The organism is Xenorhabdus indica (genome assembly GCF_014467235.1).
Lineage (GTDB): Bacteria > Pseudomonadota > Gammaproteobacteria > Enterobacterales > Enterobacteriaceae > Xenorhabdus > Xenorhabdus indica.
Genome location: NZ_NKHP01000016.1, coordinates 1 through 22,292 on the forward strand (window position 1 = coordinate 1; position 22,292 = coordinate 22,292).

The window sequence follows — 22,292 nt, forward strand, 5'->3', positions numbered from 1 at the left end:
GAGTGTTTACGAGGCTTACGGACGAGTTTTACAGACGCTGAATACGCCAGCGTCCTTGCGTGACCGGATCGGCAGACGTAAGCGCAAGCCGATTGACATAGATAATTTCAGAAATGCCGCTAGTGAGTACAACACCAGCGAGAGTACACGCCAGATACCCAATGGAGTATGGGGGCGGATGACCGCTTCTTACGGTAAATTATCGCCACGAGTCTCTACATCGGGGGCTGGCGCCATCACCTATAACATGACCCGTGCTCAAATCGGCATAGACAGACGTTTTTATGAAAATGACCAGGGCTCAGCGGCAGGCGGTGTTTTCCTGCAATATTCGAATATTAATGCTGATGCAGGCTCTGTGCATGGTGCAGGTAACATTCGTGCGCAGGGTTACACAATAGGCACAACAAGCACGTGGTACGGCAATAATCAGTTTTATTTGGACGGGTTAGCTCAGATTACCTACTTTGGCAATGACCTGAATTCAAAAACTGCCAGCCGGCAACTGGGGAATAATAAGTCCGCTCTGGGATATGCACTGAGCCTGGAAGCAGGACAACAAGTTGACTTGAGTCCAGAATGGTCACTGACCCCGCAGGCGCAACTCGTGTTCTCCTCCATCGACATGAATAACTTCCATGACACATTTGGTGCCAAAGTCCGCTTTGATCAAAGCAGGAATATGAAATTACGCGTGGGCACGACGATAGACTACAGCCAAAAGTGGCACGATGATCAGAGCAAGGATGAAAAAACCGCTAATCTTTACGCCCTTTTCAACATTCGTCAGGAACTTCTGGGGCGTAATGACGCGGTTGATGTGGCTAATGTAACCTTCCACGGTGGGAATGATCGCACTTGGGGTGAAACAGGCATCGGGGGTTCCTACAGTTGGAATGATAGCCATTCTTTCGTCTATGGCCAGACTTCAGTTAACACCAGCCTGAATAATTTTGCAGACAGCTATGAACTGAGTGCAAAAATTGGTCTAAGGGTGACGTGGTAATTAAGCCAATGTCTACCACGTAATTAACTAAAAAAACTGTGGGGATGATCTCCCAAAGTGATAATATTCAAAGAGATACTTTGGTGACAAAATGTGGTGCTTATCCTTCGTGGGACCACGCTACCAAACAAACAAAAAAGTCGTTGTAATCGATTGAGCCACCAAAATCCTCAAAAGCTGCACAATAAGTTCTCCCTAGTATCGGAGTTCCCGAACTTGGTTGTATCGAACCTTCACTCCAACTGTTATCAAGATGACTACTCTCAGGACAATCGACAGTACATACTAGCCTTCCGTCTGTTCCCATGTATTTAAAAGATTTACCATCATATTTATCTATTTCACTATCTCCATCGTCTGGCTTTGTCCATTGGGCATAAACTTCTTGTGTATCTTCATCGTATATTTTCACGTTATAACCATAACCCGCTTCTGTCATAAAAAAATACGAAATATACCACCCACTTTTTACATCAATAAATTTAAGTGTTTTCGTTATATTTATTACTATATCAGTAATAGTTATTTCCTTTGTTATAGTAAACATATTCCCTAACATGGGTCCCTGGAAACATGGACATTACGAGATGGATGGTTATCACTATCCTGATGGAAGTATTAATCATAATGATAAATAGTAACCTTTAGCTGCCTGCATTCAAAGTGAGTCATAAATAGTTTGTCATAATGATGAGACTCTTATATTTCTCATTTCTTTCCAAGTCGTTAACGAGGCTCTTTTCAAAAAAATTTTCACATTACGAATAAGCTGCCACATAAATTGGCAACAATGATTGCGTGTTACTGTTTCATGGAGTGATTGCCATAACCGTTCTATTTTGTTTAACCAAGGCGAGTAGACCGGAACAGGTGCAATGTCCGGCTGTGAAACCCCAGCCCGTTAAGGATCATTGCCAGAAAAGCGTCACCGTGAGAGACGGTATGCGATAAATATTTTGGGATAATGTCATCAATCATGCGGGGCAAACCGGTTTCATGACAAAAAGCGACGATAAGGCCAAGATGATCAAGACGTTTAATGGCGGGTACGGGTGTGGGCATATTCATTTTCCGGCAAATAAAAGTAATAGATCAAAATGGGCGATTACCGTCAATCCCACCGATGTCATTAATACAAAAAAACCTGTGCAAGATCACCCTATTTTTAAATCAGAAATACGGTGCGGAATGACGGATAATAGGAAAAAATAGCAGGAATTGAAAATGATAAATTCTTATCTTAATCTTTGAACGATTAATTAAATCGGCTTTTCTATTGAGTTATAAAGCGTATCTAATTGATTAATACGTTGACGATAACTCTCTCTCAGACATGATATATTTTCCTTACATTGCTGACGTTTTTTCAGCCATGCCTTCTGATCATCGTACATCTCTCCTGATATCCCCATAGCAAATAACCCTCGCAGAAAATGGTATTTCACATTCATTTCTACATCCAGATCATTTAGTTTTGGGCTGGCGCAAATCGCCTTTTCATCTGACGCTCTGGCTTTCGTACAGTCAAAACTGGCAGCAAAACTAAGTGGTGGCAGGATATACAATAATAACAGTATATATCGCATTATTTCCCCTTATAAGAATAGCAAATAAATTCAGCGACTAATCCCCCAATAATCCCCAAGTAAGTATCTTTAGTAAAACATAATGGCATACTCTTCGTTTGAGACTCAAAGAAGTATGGCATAGCTTTTGTACAAATGCCATAAAGCAAAGTATGAACATATTCCCATTTCATAAATACACAATTAATTATCAACGAAATTAATTTTTATAAATTGCCTAATTGTATTGTCCAATTGATTATTAAAGATAATATTGCTGCTATTTTATCTTTCACATTATCTGTGAGGATGATATTCGGATATTCCATTTTTGTGATATGAGGATAAAGAATATAGGTTAATTCATTATTTTCTTCATCTCCCAAATCTTTTATGCTAGAGTAACATGTTGTTACTTGTGCAATATCTTGGGTAAGAATCCAGGATAATACAAAATATTGGATTGGAGCATGTTTTTTCATCTTTGCAATTTGATCTGAGCCCATTTGAAATATGCTACTTGTATTAGAGTATTTATGGTACATATTCAGCTTATTCAGCTTATTCAGCTTATTCAGCTTATTCAGCTTATTCAGCTTATTCAGCTTATTCAGCTTATTCAGCTTATTCAGCTTATTAAGGTAGAAGAATCCTTGATTATGATATTCTTGCAAATCAACTTTTGTATCTTTACTTTCTACAAAGATTAAAACTGCTGCATGGTTTCCATTATCTGTTAATTTATCAAATGTTAATCCTGAAATATTATATTCACCATTATGAAAATACAAATATTCAATTCCAGATAGTTTATTAAATAAATTAACCCACTGTTCTTGGTAAAAAGAGTGATATTTTTCAAAAAAACCTACATCTAGATCAAGAGAGTGATCAAGCCTGATTATAATTAATTCGTTGTTAGATTTTGTAAAGTCGTTAATTCCATCAATAATAGAGTCAACTGACTCACCATTTGCGCCTTCCCACATGAATAGAATTTCTCTATAGTGACCAGTAAAAAAGTGGCCATCTTTGAGAACGGGCATGATGTCAAAATATCTTATGCCTAACTTCAATTGCTCTAATATATTGTTTGATTGTGTTAGAGTATTGCATTCACGAACAAGAGTTGTTTTCCATGTAATTGAACTCATTCCGGCGTCATGGGAACCAGGAATGCAAAGTTTATTTATTGAATAATCTCCCAATATACTCCGATAGTCTTGCATCCAGGACTCGCTATTTATATCCGGCCCTATGTAATTACCCATATCACCGATAAGCATAAAATGGATTATTCGATCAGTTCTCCAACCAAGGCTGAATGTGGAATCTTTTTTAAGGCTAGTTGTTTCTAAACTTTCTGAATAAACCTCTATATCTAATCGTTCAAGATCACTTTTGTATTTACCACATATTATGAAGGTACTTTTCTCAGAGTCCATTATTTGATATTTTATGTTAAAGTTGCAGTCTCTTATATTATCATTGTCGAAATAAATAGAAAAACGCTTAATGTTTAACGAAGTTATTAATTCTGGGAAATTGTTAATATTAAAATGTTGAGACGTACTGGATATTTTTTTCAAACTGAATTTGTACTATTAACGAGTAATATGTTAGCAATTTCAACCATAATAATCTTTCCTTTAAAAACAATTTATTCAAAAAGAAATTTATTCAAAAAGAAATTACCTACTTACTTTCAAAATACAGTGTAACAGCAAGAGAATGTCAGTCAACAAAGCTGTAATTTGAAAGGTGGCTATAAGGATTGCGTTTAATTTCTTCTTATATATAATAAAATCACTAGTCACTATTATTAATAGAAATAAAAATCATTCAGTTATTTCCATAGTGATCTGCGCTCCATCATGACTTGAATATCCATGCTTACAATTTGATTCACTGCCGTCACAAATAAATTTAATAGGAATCTCGCATTTTGTATCCGCAGGATCAGGCGTAAAATAAGTAAGCCAGCCTGTCATCATATTAATGTATGCTGTGCGCAATTTTACTTCGCAGTGTTGTGACCAAGTATGATATAGAATAGTCCATGTAACCCATTTATCCGATAAAAGGCAATCATAAAAGAAATCATTTTTATCTTTTAAGCTAAAGTTTATTTCTTGTTGAGGAAGTAAGATTATGTCATTTGATGGTCCGGGATCATACATACATTGGAATGTTTTACGTGCAATGGCTACTTTGACAGTTTTGCTATTATTTTTGAAGTGCACGTTATAATATGCGGAAAAAACAGATGGTTTATGGATGGCTTTGTTATTTTCTATTTTATGATCATTTTGCACTGTGCTGTTTTTAGTGAAAGCACTACTTGCAAAAAGTATCATACTTAAAGATAAACTGTATGCGATATATTTTTTAAGTGGTTTCATTTTTATTCCCTCTATTTAAAAAATTACCTGCTTACGTTCAAAATACAGTGTGACAACAAGAGAATGTCAGTCAACAAAGCTGTAATTTGAAAGGTGGCTATAAGGATTGCGTTTAATTTCTTCTTATATATAATCAGAGACTAGTCACTATTATTAATAGAAATAAAAATCATTCAGTTATTTCCATAGTGATCTGCGTTCCATCATGGCTTACATATCCATTCTTACAATTTGATTCATTGTCGTCACAAATAAATTTAATAGGAATCTCGCATTCTGTATCCGCAGTATCAGGCGTAAAATAGGTACGCCAGCCTGTCATCATATCAATGTATGCTGTGCGCAATTTTACATTGCAGTGTTTGCCCCAGGCGCTTGCCTTGTAATACTCAATAGACCATGTAACCCATTTATCTATTGAGTGGCAATTATCAAATAAATTATTATTATCTTCTAATCTAAAGTTTTTTTCTTGTTGAGGGAGTAAGATTATGTCATCTGATGGTCCGGCATTATACATACATTGGGATCCTGTACGTGTAATGATTACTTTGGCAGTTTTGCTATTATTTTTGAAGTGCGTATTATAATATGCGGAAAAAACAGATGGTTTATGGATGGCTTTGTTATTTTCTATTTTATGATCATTTTGCACTGTGCTGTTTTTAGTGAAAGCACTACTTGCAAAAAGTATCATACTTAAAGATAAACTGTATGCGATATATTTTTTAAGTGGTTTCATTTTTATTCCCTCTATTTAAAAAATTACCTGCTTACGTTCAAAATACAGTGTGACAACAAGAGAATGTCAGTCAAGGAAGCTGTAATTTGAAAGGTGGATTGTATTTGTATATTTCATTTTTAAGTATAGCAGGTGTTAATAAAAGTAAAGCTGGATATGGAATTTTCTTTGTACTGGGGAGATATATGTTATTTTCTTACTTTTTTATTTATAAGTTTTTTTTCTAATTAATATTATGCCTCACCTTTTATTTGGCGAGGCATAATATTTAAATCATCTTATAAACAATGTATTACGATAAAATAAAAAACATAAATAATATTGTTATGTTGAAATTAAGTATATTGCTTCATAAGGATTGAGCTTAATTTCCTTCTCTATTTTTTTTGCTGATGATGGGTAATTACTGATAAGTACCCGCCAATTTTGGTGTGTGAGTCCAGACTCTGGAGACCAAAGTTGTGTTTCGTCACTGAGATTGGCGATAACCAGCAGAGTTTGATCCTGCCAACGACGCAGATAACACCACAGTGAAGGGTGGTCAGGTAAAAGATCCAGGTAATCACCGTGAGTTAGGATGGGTTGTGTTTTTCTTAACTTAATCAAATCTTGGTAGCAGTAAAATACAGAATCGTTGTCCTGTAATACGGCTTCTGCATTGATTTCACGATAATTATCGCAAGTAGCGATCCACGGAGTACCCGAAGTGAAACCCGCGTTGCTGGAATCATCCCATTGCATTGGAGTTCGGCTATTGTCACGGGATTTCTGTGCCAGAATTGCCAGAATTTCTTCAGGCTGTACGCCTTTTTCAATACGCTCTTGATACATATTCAGGCTTTCAATATCCCGATAGTCTTCAATACGCTTAAAATGAGGATTCATCATACCCAGTTCTTCACCCTGATAAATATAGGGTGTTCCCTGCATGCCGTGTAGCACCATGGCTAACATTTTGGCAGATATCTTATGGTGTTGGTTTTCATCGCCAAACCGGGAAACAATGCGAGGTTGGTCATGGTTACACCAGAAAAGTGCGTTCCAGGCTTTTTGATGCATACCTTGTTGCCAAGTCGAAAAAATCCTTTTCAGTTCAATATAATCAGGCTTAGCGAGAGTCCATTTCTCACCATTAGGGTAATCAACTTTCAGATGATGAAAGTTAAACGTCATGGAGAGTTCTTTGCCATCCAATGCGCTATAGCGGACACAGTGTTCAAGGCGTGTGGAGGACATCTCTCCGACAGTCATCAATCCCTTAGGTTGGAAAACATCACGACTCATTTCCTGCAAAAATTCATGTATCCGCGGGCCATCGGTATAAAAACAGCGGCCATCACCATGCTCATCATTAGGATAGTCCTGTTGTTTTGAGACAAGGTTAACCACATCCAATCTTAGTCCATCAACCCCATGGTTGGCCCAGAACTCACAGACTTTCTTCAGCTCGGTTCGAACGGGTTCATGTTCCCAGTTCAAATCAGCTTGTTCTACAGCAAACAGATGAAGGTAATACTGTTGGCTCGCTGGATGCCATTGCCACGCGTTACCCCCGAATTTGGATTTCCAGTTATTGGGAAGGGAATCCTTGGTACTTTCCCGCCAGATATAAAATTGGCGATAAGGGCTATTAATATCCTGTGCTGCTTTAAACCACGGGTGCTCGGTTGAGGTGTGGTTAAAGACCATATCTAAAATGATGCGAATGCCACGACGATGGGCATTTTCCACCAAATTATCAAAGTCTTCCATTGTTCCATAATCAGGATTAATGGCGCAGTAATTGGCGACATCATAGCCATTGTCTACCTGTGGAGATGGATAAATTGGTGTGATCCAGATAGCGCCTACACCGAGGCGCTGTAAATAATCCAGACGTTGGGTGATCCCATTAATATCCCCCGTACCACTTCCTGTACTATCCTGAAAACTTTTTGGGTAAATCTGGTAGATAGTACTGTCTAACCACCACGGTTGTTGTTCAGTCATAACAATTCCTATTAACCTGTATCCTATTAACTTGCTGCTCCATTAGCCAATGCGACTTTACGCTCATTCCTGCGATACATCAGAACGGTAAGTGCCATTGGCACAACAATAACGATAAGCATGGCGATAAGGTAGATTACCCAGAACTGGGGTTTTATGGATAGAATACCCGGTATTCCTCCCACACCAATACCATAGGAGGTAACATGATTGAGTCCACATATCAGACCCGCCAGGCTGGTTCCAATCATTGCACAGAACATGGGATAACGGTATTTCAGGTTAATACCATACATGGCAGGTTCGGTAACGCCGAGATAGGCTGAAATCGCTGCCGGAACTGAAATCTCCCGCTCTTTTTCTTTTTTGCTTGCCCAGATAATTCCGACAACCGCAGAGCCTTGAGCAATATTGGACAGGGCAATGATTGGCCAGATAGGTGTGCCGCCTGTGCTTTGGATCATTTGCAGGTCAATGGCCAGCGTAGTCTGATGTACACCAGTGATAACCAATGGAGCATAGAAGAAGCCAAACAAGGCAGCCCCAATCGGCGCAAAACTTCCGGTCATCAGCCCTTTGACACACCATGCAACACCATCACCGATTGCACGCCCAATCGGGCCAATGAGTGCATGGGCAAGGAAAACTGCCAGCAACAGGGAAACCACCGGAACAATCACCAGGTAAAGATAATCCGGCACCAGTTTCTTCAAACGTGTTTCAATCCATCCCAACGTCAGGCCAGCCATCAGGGAAGGTATAACCTGAGCCTGATAACCCACTTTGGAGATGGTAAACCAACCAAAATTCCAGACATCAGGCACCTGTTGCCCAAGTAAGTAGGCATTCATTAGTTGTGGGGAGACCAGTGTGATCCCCAGAACAATGCCCAGGATGGGAGTTCCGCCCATTTTTTTTACGGCAGACCAGCAAATACCGACAGGCAGATAGAAAAATATGGCTTCACCAATCAGCCAGAGGAAATCATAGATGGTTTGCCAGATTGGATATATCTGAGCGAGGGATTTTTCTTCACTAAATGGAATTCCCCCGATCAAGTTGCGGAGGCCTAATATCAGACCGCCACTGATAAGTGCAGGCAGCAATGGGAAGAAGATCTCAGCAAAATGTGAAATTGCATTTTCATACCATTTCATATTTTGTCGCGCGGCCTGTTTGACCTCTTCTTTATTGGCTGACTGCTTTCCGGTGGCGGCGAGCAGGGCCTTATAATAAATATCTACATTTGTCCCGATGACTACCTGGAACTGGCCGGCATTGGTGAAACAACCTTTTACCATAGGTAATTCTTCAATAGCTTTGGCGTCAGCTTTTTCTGGTGCATTAAGAACAAATCTGAGTCTGGTGATACAATGGCTTACGGAGGCAATATTCTCTTGCCCCCCGATTAGCCGAATAAGATTATCAATATCCTTTTGATTTATTTGTTTTTTCTTCATGCCTTTTCTCCTTCATATGGCAGGAGTAGTGAATTGAATAACGTAAATTGGTGCTATACCCGTCGTCTTTCAAGTTCGCAGTCTGAAATCCATAGGGTATAACAGAATAATTACTTTTATGATGAGATAATTCATAGAATGAAGTAATAATCACCCCATCCTAGTCAGATTTCAGAATTTTGAATATGAAAAGATATGTTGTTTGAGTTTTAGATCACACTTTATTCTATTAGTGTGAAAATATAATACTTTTTATATTACTTAAATTTATTGTTTTAATGGTTTTAATTTCATTTGTAATTAATAGATGTGGGTGATGAATGTTGTTTTCGTTATGTTTATTATCTATTGATTATACAGTGAAAACTAATTTTATGGATTTTTTAATGTGTATTCCCATTTAATTGAAAAAATGCAGTTATTCCTCCGTCATTAATATAAAAATTCCATATTCCATTGTTTAATTTGACTTTTTATTTTATATTACAAGGTGCTTGATTAAACATATTATATGGATTGTACTTATATAGATTATATTCATATTTCTTGCTTGTTTAAAAATATTATGAAGTATTTTACCTTTTTTTCTTTTTTTCTTTGTGTTTAATTGAACAAGTGAATATGTTTGAATCAGGGTAACTCAGCATCCGATATTCCACTGTCGGACGCCAAATATGATTAATAAATAACAAGATTAATAAAAATCTGTGCTCCAATCAGTAGACAATTATCGTCAACAAAATAAGGATTAGAGTGTGGAAAGTTATTTATTCCTTTCGCTTTATTTCCGCTGCCAAGTGTGAACATAGCACCTGTGCGATTTTGGGTGGCATTAACCATGTAGCTGAAATCATCACTGGCCGTCGTTGGTCGGCTGTTAGTTTCGATATTTCTTTGTGGCAGGAAGTTGCTGGCAGCTTCGATGATTCGCCAGTAAGCATGAGGATGGTTTTCTACCGCGGGATAGCTGACGTAAGCCATTGTAGCTTTGAATCCCCCCGCTTCGCTGCGGGCAATCATTTCTTGAATACTGTTTTTCAGAATCTGGTCGGTCTCTTTATCCATTGCCCGGATAGTTCCCTGAGCCTGAACATGATCGGCTACGGTGTTGGGAATTGTGCCGCCAGTAATCATACCGCAATTGAATACCGCAGGGCTGAAAGGACTGGTTTTTTTGGCAACGACATAGTCCAGGTAATCAATGATACGACATGCTTCTCGAATGGCATCCAACCCCCTCTGTGGTGTAGAGCCGTGAGCAGAAACACCGTATACATCCAGTGTCCATGTTGAACCCCATGATGTTACTACACCGCTATTGAGACTGATGGTTCCGGTCTCCACAGCAGCATTGTTGTGCAGGGCATAGACTTCACTCACTCCGTCCATACATCCTAGCTCAACCATTTTATCCGCTCCCGGAACCCGCATGTCTTCTTCAGCCATTTGAAAGATGAAACGTACGTTGGCATTCATTTCATTCTGATACTGGGACAAATAATTGGCTGCGGTCAGGGCTACTGCCATATGGATGTCATGACCACAATTATGTGCATAACCCTCATGGGTAGAGCTATGCTCATTATTCGTCATATCGGGCATAGCGAGCGCATCCATATCAGCGCGAAATGCAATTAAAGGTTTGGCTGGATCAATAATTAAATCAGCAAGAAAACCGGTATAACCTGCATAATTTTTAGTGGCATAACCGAAACTTGTTATTAAATCACGGCAATATTTTGCAGTTTTAAATTCCCGGCCAGAAAGTTCGGCGATTTTATGTAAATCTTGTCGGGTTTTTTTACTGAACTTTTCTAATGAAAATAATTTTTCACTGACATTGTATTTATTTATGTCCATTATATTCCCCATTATGCCGAAATTAATTTGAATAATGAAAGAAGCATTGAGAAAGTAGTCAGTAGAAACTATCATGAAAACTATGATCACTTGCCATAATATTTTTCTTCAGTTCCTTTTCCTTACTTATCAGGTGAAGTCCTGTGGCAACTTGTTCAATCACCTCAGGGTGTGGTGTTGAAACGCCCAGTGTGGTCATCCGTCCGGCAGGAATCGGGGAACAGGGCCACGATGATACCTTTTGCAAATAATTATGCTGTTGACTTGATATCCATAATGGTTTCGATTGCACCACTGCTCAAGAATCGTTGTTGATTAGGTATTGCCTGAATCGAACGGCTGACTGGCAAAACGCGAATACCTGAACCCAGGAACACGGGAACCGTAGTAATAAACAGTTGTTGTAATTCTCCTGCATCTGCAAAAAATGCAGCCGTTTTTCCTCCACCAATGAGCCAAACATCTTTACCTTTAGCTGCCGCTTTTGCTTTGGTAACAATTTGATGGGCTGAATCATGAGTGACAACGGCATTAATTTCTGCCGGAATGGACAAATTTCTGGAGGAGAGAATAAAAGAGGGAATATTTTGATACGGCCAGTGACCTGAAATATTTTTCATAATCCATTCATAAGTCCGTGCACCTATAATCGCTGCGCCAATGCTTTGATAAAATTTCTCGTAAGGAGTGGCATCTTCGCTGAGGGTAAATGTCTCTAACCAACCTAATTCGTGGTTTTCTGTAGCGATATAACCGTCCATTGTGGCCGCGACATAATAAACAAGCTTTGACATATCTTTCCTCATTTTTAATTTTAGGATTTATGTATGTTTGAAAAAACCAATAGATGTTGAGATAAATTTTCGTTAAGTTAATTAATAACTCTATCAGGAGAACCAGAAACCGATTAGCTTTTTAAAGTAATATTTTAGAAATGCGTGTTTAAGATAGATGTTTGTCACAAATACTGAGGATATAGAACAGTAATAAATAATTTCCATTATTGATAATTATATTCTGAAAGATGAAAAGCATATTTAAAAAATAAGAGGTGTCTTACTGGACAGTAGTTCGATTTGTTCATAAGATTATTTTTATTATAACTCAATGGGTTATGGATCGTATTTAACCAAAATAAAAAGGATAATTAATTATGTCTAAATTTATTATCATGCGGAATAACCGGGCGTTACTTAATGAAACTGTTTTTTATCTGACGCCGGGCAATACACTGACATTAAAGATTGATGGTCTAAATAGTGGCACCAAAAAACATCTTAAATTTCAACCGAACAATGGCCTTGTCTCCATTTTTCAACGTGATAATCCTCTGCTCAGAGAACAAATCCTACAAATAACGGCCGTCAATATGGGAGTGAGTATCATTAGGGCGGTAGATACGAATATCGATTACTGTTCCTTTTTTGCCGCCGGTGTTGCTGAGGATTGTTTCCCACCGTTAACAATTAATGTGTTATCTAAAATATCGATTCCTACGGATCTCACTCCTGAACAGAAAGCGATGTTGATGGTATTGTTGGCGGAGACGAAATCTCCAGATTCACTGGGAACAAAGTATGATGAAAAAGAAGCTAAAGATACTATGCAGTATATGCATGATGCTTTATTAAACAGAGTTAAGTCCCCTAAAGCACATGAACTTGATGTACCAAAACATGGAAATAAATTAATTGGACTAATTTCAGGGCCTCGGACAATAGAAGGATTTCAGCAATATCCCAATATTAAATCCAGTATAAAGGATAGAATTGAAGGTATGATTGCTACTGCGAATGATGGTACTAATTCGAAATTTCTAGCATATAGACGTTTAATTACAAATGCTATAAATATAGCTAAAAGTAATAAAATATCTAATGTAGAGATAGTTGCATGGAGAACAACCGGGCGTGGTTCTCCTGGTCCAAATTTCATAAAATTATTTTCATTACAAGGGCAAGATTTTTATAAGCTGTCTGATAGTTATTTAAAATAAGAGATTGAATATGAAATATTTAATTGGGTTATGTATGATTTTATTCCCTTTAATTGCTTCTTCGAAGAAGCAAGAAGCATTAGATTTTAATTCTTGGGAGAAAACAGGGCAATGGGGAATATATTATAAAAAACCAGACAATACATTTAATCCACTAAAGATAAAAAAATATAAGGAAAATTATTTTCCTGCGTTGAGTTATCTTATAAGAAAGTTTAATTTACAAAAAGTTAATAATCAATACTGTTTGATTGGATATAATTTTGATAAAATAAAAGAGTATGATGAATTTGAAAGTATGATTATTTTTTGGAAAAATGCTAATTATCTAATTGATTGGGTCATTCCAGATAGTGGAGATGGTTATGATTATAAAGCCATTTTATTCAGCAAGCCATTTATTGATATGAGTGAATATGTTGTTCCATATAAAGAAGCAGAAGGAGCACAAGCTTTATGGGCTAAAGAAGGTGTTATCCAAATGATGGAAGATTGTGAATTACATGGTCAGAAAATAACAATAAAACCTTCTGAGGTGATTGATATAAAATAATAGAGAACCTGCTCGCAGATCGCGAACAGGTGGTGCCTGTATAGACAGGCATAAACATTTCCTCAAAATCAATCGTCAGAAAATACTAAGATCCACTGCGTAATCCACCAAAACGGCAATAATACGCGGCAGCAGGTTGGGGCAGTTTACCTATGGTAGTTTCACATTGTTCACCGATGTACTGTGTTGCGGCAGGGCCGATGCGTTGGTAGATGTTGATACATAAATGACGGGCGATTTGCCCTTCCCACTGTGCAGGCAGCAGGGCATCCGGTAGTAGTGGATCGCGCAGCACGACACGGCGGTAAAAGTGGATAAGCAGAAGGCGTAGTTGGAAGCAGCGTTCTGGTGTCAGTTCGTCTGGATTGCAGTCTTGCAATAGTTTCATCAAAGGACGGAATGAGATGATAAATTCATGGTAGTGCTGAGCGACTTGGTTCAGCGACCAACTGGCGGATACCCGCTCTTTCAGGCTTTGTTCTGAACGGGGATAAGGATAATCCGCCCGGAAGTAGATAACAGAGTCACTGGCGTTAAGTTCTCTGAGCAGGGCCGGAATATCACTTTGTGAGCTGCCAGGGGCAGCCATTAATGTGCTATTGAGTTGACCAAATCCAAGCCAGCTCAACTCTTTTTTCAGGCGGATGCGTTCTTCTTTGTTACTCTCTTCCAGTAGCAGTAGATCCCATTTGCCATCCCAGGCAGGTTGTCCGCTGAGATAAATTCTACTCTCTGCATGGCGGAATTGGTTCATGCCGCGTTCTGTGATGCGGTAATAGCTACGACGACCGATTTTTTCCACCTCCAGCCATCCCTCTTTTTGCAAACGAAAGACAGATGTCCGCACAAAGCGGTCACTGAATCCCATCGGCTCCAGCAGAAGGCTGAGACTACCTAGCCAGACTTCACCACCCCGGTGACTGAGGGCATCGCCATACAGGGAAATGATCAGCGATGTTCCGCTAATCGGTTGGGCAGCAAGAGCATATTGAATAAAATCATCGAGTTTGTGAGTCATATTTTGTTATTTTCGAATCGAAACTGTGTCATGACATTAGCATAATTATCCATACCGACGGTTATCAATCACTCGAACCGCTTTGCCTTCTGAACGGGGAATATCTCCGCAGTTGACGATGCTGACTTCTGTATTGATACCGACCATGGATTTAATGTGGTGATGCAGTTGGTGGCAAATGCCACAGCGTTGTTGGAGACTGAGTTGATTAGGTTCTTTCAGTTCGACCTTGACGAACAGGCTGTCATAATTACCCACGCGATTTACTTCCAATTGATAGTGTGGTGACAGTTCTCTGAAACGTACAATCTGTTCTTCTATCTGTGAGGGGAAGACGTTAATACCGCGGATAATAAGCATATCGTCGGAGCGTCCGGTGATCCTGTCCATACGGCGCATATTGCGGGCGGTTCCCGGTAATAAACGGGTCAGGTCACGGGTACGGTAGCGGATCACAGGCATGGCTTCTTTGGTCAGCGTTGTGAAAACCAGTTCGCCATTCTCTCCGTCCGGCAGGACATTCAGGTTATCCGGATCAATTACTTCTGGATAGAAGTGATCTTCCCAAATGGTGGAACCATCTGCGTATTCCACTGATTCCATCGCAACACCCGGCCCCATGACTTCGGACAAGCCGTAAATATCCAGTGCTTTAATGCCCATGCGTGTCTCTATTTCCTGGCGCAGACCTTTCGTCCACGGTTCGGCACCGAAAATGCCAACCCGCAGGGAACATTGTCTGGCATCGCCTCCCATTTGGCGCTCCAGCTCGTCCAGTAGTGTCAGACAGTAGGAAGGTGTCATCATGATGATGTCAGGCTTGAAATCCCGGATCAGGTGTGCTTGTTTTTCCGTTTGTCCTCCAGACATGGGGATCACGGCTGCCCCCAGACGCTCAGCACCATAATGTGCACCTAATCCCCCCGTAAACAGGCCGTAACCGTAAGCAACGTGTACTTTGTCTTTGGCGGTTCCCCCGGCGAAACGCAGACTGCGGGCGACCAAGTCAGCCCAGTTATCAATATCCTGTTGGGTATAGCCCACGACGGTCGGATGACCAGTCGTGCCGGATGACGCATGAATACGCACAATTTTTTCCATTGGCACGGCAAAGGTATCAAAGGGGTAGTTATCCCTTAGATCCTGCTTGGTGGTGTAAGGGAATTTCTTGATGTCATCGAGTTGTCTGAAATCACTGGGATGAATGCCAATGGCATCAAATTTGTGTTGATACATTGGTACGTTGTTATAGGCGTGATGCAGCGTACATTTTATTTGCTCAAATTGCCGTGTCTGAATTTCATCGCGTGAAGCAAATTCCATAGGATCGAAATGTGCATTGGTGTGTGGAGTAACGTGTGAGTTGAAGTGTTGTACGTTGTTGCTCATAATTTCCCGCCATTTTGTTGATTTGGTTGTAACAGGCTGTTTTTATAAGTTATATGCGCTCGATAATCATGGCGATACCTTGTCCCACTCCAACGCACATGGTGCATAGGGCATAACGGCCCGCCCGCCGTTCCAGTTCAAGAGTGGCTGTCAGTGCAAGGCGGGCACCACTCATGCCCAATGGATGCCCAAGCGCAATTGCGCCGCCATTCGGGTTGACATGCTCTGCATCATCCGGCAATCCCCATTGACGAATGACCGCCAGTGATTGGGCTGCAAAAGCTTCATTCAGTTCAATCACATCCATTTGGCTCAGGCTCAGGCCCGTAAGTGCCAGTACTTTTTCAGTGGCAGGCAGTGGTCCTATCCCCATAATGCGCGGTTCAACACCACTGGTGGCGGTTGCGACAATACGTGCCCGTGGGGTCAGACCATGTTGTTGAACTGCTGTTTCTGAAGCGATGATCAGAGCGGCTGCCCCGTCATTAACGCCGGAGGCATTGCCAGCAGTGACTGTGCCGTCAACACGGAATGGGGTTTTGAGCTTTTGCAACTGCTCGAATGTTGTGTCAGACCGGGGATGTTCATCCTGTGAAAATAAATCCTGTGAAACCAAGCCTTGTGAAACTAAAGCGGTTTTGCGGATGCCAGGCAGGGTAACAGGAGTGATCTCTTCGGCCAGAATACCGCATTGCTGAGCTTTGGCTGTACGTTGCTGGCTACGCAGAGCGAAAGCGTCCTGAGCATCCCGGCTGATTTTAAATTGGGCAGCAACGTTCTCTGCGGTTTCCGGCATCGAATCCGTACCAAATTGTTGTTGTATGCGTGGATTAATGAAACGCCAGCCAATCGTGGTATCGAATATCTGTGCTTGACGACTGAACGCATGTTCTGCTTTTCCCATCACTAATGGCGCACGGGTCATGGATTCAACACCACCAGCCAGTATCAGATGAGCTTCGCCAGCTTTGATACTGCGGGCCGCAAAAGCCAACGCCTCCAGACCAGAACCACACAATCGATTGAGAGTTGTTCCGGGGACGGAATATGGTAGTCCAGCCAGTAGTACCGCCATACGTGCGACATTACGGTTATCTTCGCCAGCCTGATTGGCACAGCCGAGAATGACGTCATCAATACCTTGCCCATCTAACCCTTGCCAATCTAATGTGGGATAACGTGCTATCAATGCTTGTAATGGCAGAGCGGCCAGATCATCCGCCCGTAGACTGGCAAGGGCTCCACCATAACGCCCGATAGGGGTGCGTACTCCATCACAAATAAATGCATGATTCATGATTTTTCTCTCCGATGATCTTTAGGTAGAGAGGATTGAGAAGGGGGAGCTTTTGAAGGCTCTTCTAAAACTGAGTGACCAAGGCGATGAGCGTGACCACGGAAGAAGGCTACTGTTTTGCCATTCTGATTGGTCACTTTAACATCATACAATCCAGACGTTTTTCCCTGATGTTGCACCGAAGCGATAGCTGTGAGTTGGTCACCGTTAAAGACCGGATGAATGAAATCTATACTGCATCCTGAAGCCACAGCAGCAAGTCCTTCACTGTTACAGGCGTAGGCGAAAGCCGTGTCAGCCAGAGTGAATATGATGCCGCCATGACAGGTTTTATGACCGTTGAGCATAGTAGGCTCAACGGTCATGCTTAATTGAGCGATCCCGATATCGATATAGTCGATGTGTATGCCCATATGGTTGGCGCAAGCATCTCTGGTATACATAGCTTCAATGGAGTGCCGGGCAAGTTGTTTAGGAGAGTTGTTGGTTTTATCAGGCATGATTTTTCTTCTTAAATTGATGTTCATGTTGCTGTGTAGACGACGGGTGTTGCGGTGAGATATGTGGCAGTGAGACATAACCCGCAGCCAGTTGGCGCAGCAAAGGAGACGGACGGTAACGGGGTTCGCCGTAGAAGTGTTGTAAGTTTTCTAACGTACTGAGAATCTGCTGCCAGCCAAGCTGGTTACCCCATGTTAAAGGGCCAATGGGATAATTCACGCCATAACACATTGCCAGATCGATATCTTCGGCGTTGGCGATACCTTTATTAAGGGCATCCAATGCTTCGTTGCACAGCATCGCTACAGTACGCATGGTCAGCAGAGCCGGATAATCCGGCAGTAAAATCACTTGTTTGCCGAGGGCGTATAGAAAGTTGATCACTTTTGCGGTCTGTTGCTGGGTATTCTGGCAGGCTGCACTGATCGTCATTATCGGTGCGGTCTGATGGTTGGCTGATAGATCAAACTGCACTACCGGCATCCCAATTTCATCAGTAAGTTGTGAACTGGTTTTCCCTGTTGCCAGCATAAATATAACGTCGTCAATCTGTAATACTGGTGATGGTAGCTGAATATTTTCGCTTTTTTCAGCAGCAATTTTATTGGGGTGTAATAATCCGTGTTGCTGTAACAGCGTGGTAAAGTGCGGCAAGGCAGACCAATTACCGATTATTTTAATTTGTTCAGATGGTATTAGTGCTGTCGGCGATGTCTCTGTAATTATCTCCGTAATGGTGGGAATAAATTGTTGTTGCGTTTTGTCAGCATAATCCTTGCCCGCATAAACATAAAATCCCCGGCCACTTTTACGCCCCAGATGATTAGCTTCTACCAGTTCTTTTTGTCGTAGTGATGGCTGAAAACGTGTATCACCGTAGAAAGCATCGAACAGGGATTCGGTCACGGCGTAATTAACATCATGTCCAATTAAATCGGTAAGCTGCAATGGCCCCATTGCAAAGCCGCCGGAGTCTTTCATAACCGCATCCAGTGTTGCGGGGGAAGCAATTTGTTCTTCCAGTGCACGCAGGGCTTCCGCATAAAAAGGGCGTGCGATACGGTTGACGATAAAACCGGGTGTAGAACGACAAATGACAGGCTGTTTTTGCCAGCCGATCACGAGGCGTTTAAGAGTTGCCATTGTCTGTGGGGACGTTTCCAACCCTTGCACGATTTCTACCAGTTTCATCAATGGGGCAGGATTAAAAAAATGCAGCCCTGCCATACGCTGAGGCGCTTCCAGTACGCTGGCAATGGCAGTAATCGACAGCGATGAGGTGTTACTGGCAAAAAGGGTTTGTGCTGAACAAAGGGTTTCCAGTTGACGGAATAGATCCTGCTTCGCGGCCAACTTTTCGATAATCGCTTCAATGACCAGCGCGCTTGATACCAGTGAATGTAATGAATCTACCAGCGTGATACGTTGCAACAGTTCCTGAGTTTTGCTTGCATCTGCCTTGCCTGCTTTGACACGTTGATGCAGGCGGGTGTGGAGCGTATTCAGCGCACGTTGTGCAGCTTCACTGTTTACATCAAATAGCAGGACAGTATGTCCTGCCTGAGCTGCTACCTGAGCAATGCCGATACCCATCGTGCCTGCACCAATCACAGCGATTGGGCCGTTCAGTGTTGATTCATTGAGCATTGAATGATTAGATATTGAACGATGATGTATGGGCATGTTCATGATTATTTCCCTTTGAATTGTGGTTCGCGTTTTTCTATGAATGCGTTAACGCCTTCCTGGAAGTCTTCAGTGTGTCCGCACTGGCGCTGTAGATCGCGCTCGAGATCAAGTTGTTCATCTAACGTATTGCTTGCCGCCGCGTAAGTGGATTTCTTAATACACGCGAGAGAGAAGGTGGGTTGGGTTGCCAGACGCTGCGCAATTTCCCAGGCTTTCTCCTCTAACTCATTAGGCTCGAAAACTTGCCAGATCATTCCCCATTCCAGTGCCTGTTCAGCGGTGATTTTGTCTCCTAACAAAGCCATTCCCATAGCACGGGCATGACCAATATGATGGGGCAGGAACCAGCTACCGCCCGCATCCGGTGTCAGACCAATACGACAGAACGCCTGAATAAAGCTGGTGTCGCGGGCTGCGATCACAATGTCACAGGCCAAAGCGATAGAGAGACCGGCTCCTGCGGCGACACCATGCACAGCACAGACCACTGGCTTGGGTAGGGACGTCAGTCGACGGATCAACGGATTGTAGAAAGTTTCAATGGAATAACCGAGATCAGGAGCGCCATCTACATTGATAACAGCGTTGCGATCGTTTAGATCTTGCCCCGCACAAAATCCACGTCCGGCTCCTGAGAGCAGTACACAGCGCACTGATTCATCCTGTTCAGCGATCTTTAGCGCCTCACTTAGCTGCCGGTGCATTTCCTCGTTAAAACTGTTTATACATTTGGGACGGTTGAGTTTAATGCTAAGGACGCCTGCTTTAATTTCAGTGAGGATCGTGGGTATATTTTCATTTTCCATCTACTAGTATCCTTTAAAGGTCGGTTTACGTTTTTCAAGGAAGGCCGAAATGCCTTCCTGACGGTCGGCTGTACCTGCCAAAGCAATAAAGTATTGGCGCTCGGCAGACAGCCCTTGTGACAGGCCGGTTTCGTGTGCAGTCCTGAGCGCAGCCTTAGCCGCCCGCAATGCCAGCGGCGAAAATTCACTGATGCGGTTTGCTATCTGTTGTGCACGCTTCAACGTCAGGTTTTCGATACAGACTTCACTCACTAACCCCGCTTGCAGTGCCTGATGAGCATCAATAGCTTCACCTGTTAATATCATCTGGCTGGCAAGGGCTTTGCCAACACTGCGAATCAGTCTCTGTGTACCTCCTGCGCCCGGCATTAATCCCAGAGTGATTTCCGGCAGGCCGAAGCGGGCACTTTCACCGCAGATCACCAGATCACAGGCCAATGCAAGTTCACAACCTGCGCCGAGCGCATAGCCGTTAACAGCAGCTATTATCGGTTTGCTGATATTGTTCAGGCGTTGCCAGAGTTGAGGACGACGATCGATTATTGCGGTAGCAACGGTCTGTTGCTGTAGTTCTTTGAGATCGGCACCCGCGGCGAAACAGCGCTGTGAACCGGTAATGATGATAGCGCCGGTGTCGGCATCGGTATCCGCCTGCTCCAGATGCTGTACAAGTTGTTCCAGACAGTCATTGCTGAGAGCATTGCGCATTTCTGGACGGTTGAGAGTCAGTGTGCGTACCCGCTGTTGCTGCTGACATAAAATCCATTCTTGGTTCATGATAGCTCCTGATTTATGACCATTTTTGCTTGAAAATTTCTTAGTGATGAGAAATCTTAGACGTCAAAATCAACAACGACACCGTCGCCTTGTGGCCACGACTGACAGCTTAAAATATAGCCGGAAGCCAGTTGATCCGGTTCCAGGCTGTAGTTCACTCCCATATTCACTTCACCGGATTTAAGCCGGCATTTACAGGTGGCGCAAACCCCGCCTTTACAGGCATAGGGTAAATCGGCTCCCTGACGCAGAGCTGCATCAAGAATGCTGTTATCCTCAGCGTTCATGACAATATTCAAGATGCGACCATCCAGATGAATTTCGACACGGGTTTCATTGCGTTCGATCAGATTGTCTGGACGGGAAGTGGAGTAAAGGGGACGATTCCCTGTGTTGAAACGTTCACTATGAATGTGTTCAGACGGCATGCCAGCCTGCTCAAGTGCTATTTTGGCATCATCCAGCATAGCTTCAGGTCCACAAAGAAAGGCATGGTCAAACTGAGCAAAAGTGAGCAGGGTTTTGCCAATACGTAAGAGGCTTTCTGTATTGATACGACCGTTGAACAGCGGGCTGTCGGTAGTTTCCTGACTGAACAGGTATATTATCTGAAAACGTTGTAGATAGCGGTTTTTGAGATCAGACAACGCTTCTTTGAACATCACGGAGCGACTGGTACGATTACCATAAATCAGAGTAAAAAAACTTTCTGGCTCCAGGGCCAGTGTGCTTTTGATAATCGATAGAATCGGGGTAATACCGGAACCCGCCGCAATAGCCAGATAATTTCCCCGCGTATCAGTATCAGGAAGATGGCCAAAATGACCTTGTGGCTGCATGACTTCTAATTCATCGCCAACTTTCAATTGTTGGTTGATAAAGGTGGAAAAGCGCCCCTGATAAACGGCCTTGACGCCGATTTGCAATACATTATCCAGTGGCGAACTACAGATGGAATAACAGCGGCGCAGCTCTTCTCCATCCACCTTTGCTTTGAGTGTCAGATGCTGGCCGGGCTGATAGTGAAAGAATTCTCTTAATTCATCGGGTACATGCAGCGTGACGGCAACGGAATCAGGGGTCTCCTGCTCGATAGCGACAATACGTAAGTGATGAAATTGCGTTCGCTGAAACGGTGTCTGCTGGCGTTGCGTCCGGTAAAATTGTTCCTGTTGGCGCTGTTTTTGTTGAGAACCGGGACGATGAAGAATAGTCATCTGCTGCTCCCTTGTTAAAGACATT

20 protein-coding genes and 2 pseudogenes are annotated in these 22,292 nt (G+C 42.2%); 3 read left to right on the forward strand and 19 right to left on the reverse strand.

Annotated features, from left to right (window positions below; all coding sequences use genetic code 11):
- Positions 1-1,006: autotransporter outer membrane beta-barrel domain-containing protein (locus tag Xind_RS12915; RefSeq protein ID WP_187650194.1), on the forward strand; the 1,006-nt coding region annotated here is incomplete at its 5' end.
- Between the two features lie 100 nt (positions 1,007-1,106).
- Here the strand turns inward: Xind_RS12915 and Xind_RS12920 are convergent.
- From Xind_RS12920 to Xind_RS12970, 11 genes and pseudogenes are all read right to left on the reverse strand, one after another.
- Complete coding sequence (locus tag Xind_RS12920) at positions 1,107-1,565, reverse strand: hypothetical protein (protein ID WP_231571673.1); 459 nt, start codon at positions 1,563-1,565, stop codon at positions 1,107-1,109.
- Between the two features lie 123 nt (positions 1,566-1,688).
- Positions 1,689-1,874: pseudogene (locus tag Xind_RS12925) on the reverse strand (IS630 family transposase); the annotation flags it as partial.
- Positions 1,871-2,068 (reverse strand): annotated as a pseudogene (locus tag Xind_RS12930) (DUF4277 domain-containing protein); the annotation flags it as partial. The pseudogenes Xind_RS12930 and Xind_RS12925, both read right to left, overlap by 4 nt.
- A gap of 197 nt (positions 2,069-2,265) precedes the next feature.
- Complete coding sequence (locus Xind_RS12935) at positions 2,266-2,592, reverse strand: lysozyme inhibitor LprI family protein (protein ID WP_047686366.1); 327 nt, start codon at positions 2,590-2,592, stop codon at positions 2,266-2,268.
- 206 nt (positions 2,593-2,798) lie between these two features.
- Positions 2,799-4,016, reverse strand: a complete 1,218-nt coding sequence (locus Xind_RS12940; RefSeq protein ID WP_187650195.1) for a PI-PLC domain-containing protein — start codon at positions 4,014-4,016, stop codon at positions 2,799-2,801.
- Between the two features lie 393 nt (positions 4,017-4,409).
- The gene (locus tag Xind_RS12945) at positions 4,410-4,973 is read right to left on the reverse strand and encodes a hypothetical protein (RefSeq protein ID WP_187650196.1); all 564 of its coding nucleotides are present in this window, start codon (positions 4,971-4,973) and stop codon (positions 4,410-4,412) included.
- Positions 4,974-5,142: 169 nt separating this feature from the next.
- Positions 5,143-5,715, reverse strand: coding sequence for a hypothetical protein (locus tag Xind_RS12950; RefSeq protein ID WP_187650197.1), 573 nt, complete (start codon positions 5,713-5,715; stop codon positions 5,143-5,145).
- A 324-nt stretch (positions 5,716-6,039) separates the two neighbouring features.
- Entirely contained in the window at positions 6,040-7,704 is a 1,665-nt protein-coding gene (gene treC, locus Xind_RS12955) for an alpha,alpha-phosphotrehalase (RefSeq protein ID WP_187650198.1), read from the reverse strand.
- A 26-nt stretch (positions 7,705-7,730) separates the two neighbouring features.
- Positions 7,731-9,164, reverse strand: a complete 1,434-nt coding sequence (gene treB, locus Xind_RS12960; RefSeq protein WP_047684620.1) for a PTS trehalose transporter subunit IIBC — start codon at positions 9,162-9,164, stop codon at positions 7,731-7,733.
- Between the two features lie 678 nt (positions 9,165-9,842).
- Entirely contained in the window at positions 9,843-11,024 is a 1,182-nt protein-coding gene (locus Xind_RS12965) for a M20 metallopeptidase family protein (protein ID WP_187650199.1), read from the reverse strand.
- A 251-nt stretch (positions 11,025-11,275) separates the two neighbouring features.
- The gene (locus tag Xind_RS12970; RefSeq protein WP_187650200.1) at positions 11,276-11,818 is read right to left on the reverse strand and encodes a dihydrofolate reductase family protein; all 543 of its coding nucleotides are present in this window, start codon (positions 11,816-11,818) and stop codon (positions 11,276-11,278) included.
- A gap of 359 nt (positions 11,819-12,177) precedes the next feature.
- Between Xind_RS12970 and Xind_RS12975 the strand changes: the two genes are divergently transcribed.
- Entirely contained in the window at positions 12,178-13,020 is an 843-nt protein-coding gene (locus Xind_RS12975) for a hypothetical protein (protein ID WP_187650201.1), read from the forward strand.
- A 10-nt stretch (positions 13,021-13,030) separates the two neighbouring features.
- On the forward strand, positions 13,031-13,573 hold the full coding sequence (locus tag Xind_RS12980) for a hypothetical protein (RefSeq protein WP_187650202.1): 543 nt from the start codon (positions 13,031-13,033) through the stop codon (positions 13,571-13,573).
- 85 nt (positions 13,574-13,658) lie between these two features.
- Here the strand turns inward: Xind_RS12980 and paaX are convergent, their stop codons facing one another.
- Genes paaX through paaE form a run of 8 tightly spaced genes read right to left on the reverse strand, consistent with a single transcriptional unit; the run spans position 13,659 to position 22,267 of the window.
- The gene (gene paaX / locus Xind_RS12985; RefSeq protein ID WP_047684629.1) at positions 13,659-14,591 is read right to left on the reverse strand and encodes a phenylacetic acid degradation operon negative regulatory protein PaaX; all 933 of its coding nucleotides are present in this window, start codon (positions 14,589-14,591) and stop codon (positions 13,659-13,661) included.
- A gap of 45 nt (positions 14,592-14,636) precedes the next feature.
- Positions 14,637-15,980, reverse strand: a complete 1,344-nt coding sequence (gene paaK / locus Xind_RS12990) for a phenylacetate--CoA ligase PaaK (protein WP_052189701.1) — start codon at positions 15,978-15,980, stop codon at positions 14,637-14,639.
- A gap of 49 nt (positions 15,981-16,029) precedes the next feature.
- Positions 16,030-17,277, reverse strand: a complete 1,248-nt coding sequence (pcaF, locus tag Xind_RS12995; protein WP_047684632.1) for a 3-oxoadipyl-CoA thiolase — start codon at positions 17,275-17,277, stop codon at positions 16,030-16,032.
- Positions 17,274-17,777, reverse strand: a complete 504-nt coding sequence (gene paaI / locus Xind_RS13000; protein ID WP_052189703.1) for a hydroxyphenylacetyl-CoA thioesterase PaaI — start codon at positions 17,775-17,777, stop codon at positions 17,274-17,276. Before paaI ends, pcaF begins: the two co-directional genes overlap by 4 nt.
- The gene (locus tag Xind_RS13005; RefSeq protein ID WP_420856073.1) at positions 17,770-19,467 is read right to left on the reverse strand and encodes a 3-hydroxyacyl-CoA dehydrogenase; all 1,698 of its coding nucleotides are present in this window, start codon (positions 19,465-19,467) and stop codon (positions 17,770-17,772) included. The genes paaI and Xind_RS13005 overlap by 8 nt, the downstream gene beginning before the upstream one ends.
- A 2-nt stretch (positions 19,468-19,469) precedes the next feature.
- Positions 19,470-20,273 carry a 2-(1,2-epoxy-1,2-dihydrophenyl)acetyl-CoA isomerase PaaG gene (gene paaG / locus Xind_RS13010; RefSeq protein WP_047684635.1) on the reverse strand — a complete coding sequence of 268 codons (804 nt, stop codon included), beginning with the start codon at positions 20,271-20,273 and terminating at the stop codon, positions 19,470-19,472.
- A 3-nt stretch (positions 20,274-20,276) separates the two neighbouring features.
- Positions 20,277-21,050 (reverse strand): 2,3-dehydroadipyl-CoA hydratase PaaF, encoded by a 774-nt coding sequence (paaF, locus tag Xind_RS13015; RefSeq protein WP_187650203.1) that lies wholly within the window; start codon positions 21,048-21,050, stop codon positions 20,277-20,279.
- Positions 21,051-21,106: 56 nt separating this feature from the next.
- Positions 21,107-22,267, reverse strand: coding sequence for a 1,2-phenylacetyl-CoA epoxidase subunit PaaE (gene paaE, locus Xind_RS13020; RefSeq protein ID WP_187650204.1), 1,161 nt, complete (start codon positions 22,265-22,267; stop codon positions 21,107-21,109).
- Between the last annotated feature and the right edge of the window lie 25 nt (positions 22,268-22,292).

Coding starts and splice junctions, on each gene's coding strand:
- Xind_RS12920 (WP_231571673.1), bottom strand. CDS start 1,565: ATGTTAGGGAATATGTTTACTATAACAAAGGAAATAACTATTACTGAT.
- Xind_RS12935 (WP_047686366.1), bottom strand. CDS start 2,592: ATGCGATATATACTGTTATTATTGTATATCCTGCCACCACTTAGTTTT.
- Xind_RS12940 (WP_187650195.1), bottom strand. CDS start 4,016: ATGGACTCTGAGAAAAGTACCTTCATAATATGTGGTAAATACAAAAGT.
- Xind_RS12945 (WP_187650196.1), bottom strand. CDS start 4,973: ATGAAACCACTTAAAAAATATATCGCATACAGTTTATCTTTAAGTATG.
- Xind_RS12950 (WP_187650197.1), bottom strand. CDS start 5,715: ATGAAACCACTTAAAAAATATATCGCATACAGTTTATCTTTAAGTATG.
- treC (WP_187650198.1), bottom strand. CDS start 7,704: ATGACTGAACAACAACCGTGGTGGTTAGACAGTACTATCTACCAGATT.
- treB (WP_047684620.1), bottom strand. CDS start 9,164: ATGAAGAAAAAACAAATAAATCAAAAGGATATTGATAATCTTATTCGG.
- Xind_RS12965 (WP_187650199.1), bottom strand. CDS start 11,024: ATGGACATAAATAAATACAATGTCAGTGAAAAATTATTTTCATTAGAA.
- Xind_RS12970 (WP_187650200.1), bottom strand. CDS start 11,818: ATGTCAAAGCTTGTTTATTATGTCGCGGCCACAATGGACGGTTATATC.
- Xind_RS12975 (WP_187650201.1), top strand. CDS start 12,178: ATGTCTAAATTTATTATCATGCGGAATAACCGGGCGTTACTTAATGAA.
- Xind_RS12980 (WP_187650202.1), top strand. CDS start 13,031: ATGAAATATTTAATTGGGTTATGTATGATTTTATTCCCTTTAATTGCT.
- paaX (WP_047684629.1), bottom strand. CDS start 14,591: ATGACTCACAAACTCGATGATTTTATTCAATATGCTCTTGCTGCCCAA.
- paaK (WP_052189701.1), bottom strand. CDS start 15,980: ATGAGCAACAACGTACAACACTTCAACTCACACGTTACTCCACACACC.
- pcaF (WP_047684632.1), bottom strand. CDS start 17,277: ATGAATCATGCATTTATTTGTGATGGAGTACGCACCCCTATCGGGCGT.
- paaI (WP_052189703.1), bottom strand. CDS start 17,777: ATGCCTGATAAAACCAACAACTCTCCTAAACAACTTGCCCGGCACTCC.
- Xind_RS13005 (WP_420856073.1), bottom strand. CDS start 19,467: ATGAACATGCCCATACATCATCGTTCAATATCTAATCATTCAATGCTC.
- paaG (WP_047684635.1), bottom strand. CDS start 20,273: ATGGAAAATGAAAATATACCCACGATCCTCACTGAAATTAAAGCAGGC.
- paaF (WP_187650203.1), bottom strand. CDS start 21,050: ATGAACCAAGAATGGATTTTATGTCAGCAGCAACAGCGGGTACGCACA.
- paaE (WP_187650204.1), bottom strand. CDS start 22,267: ATGACTATTCTTCATCGTCCCGGTTCTCAACAAAAACAGCGCCAACAG.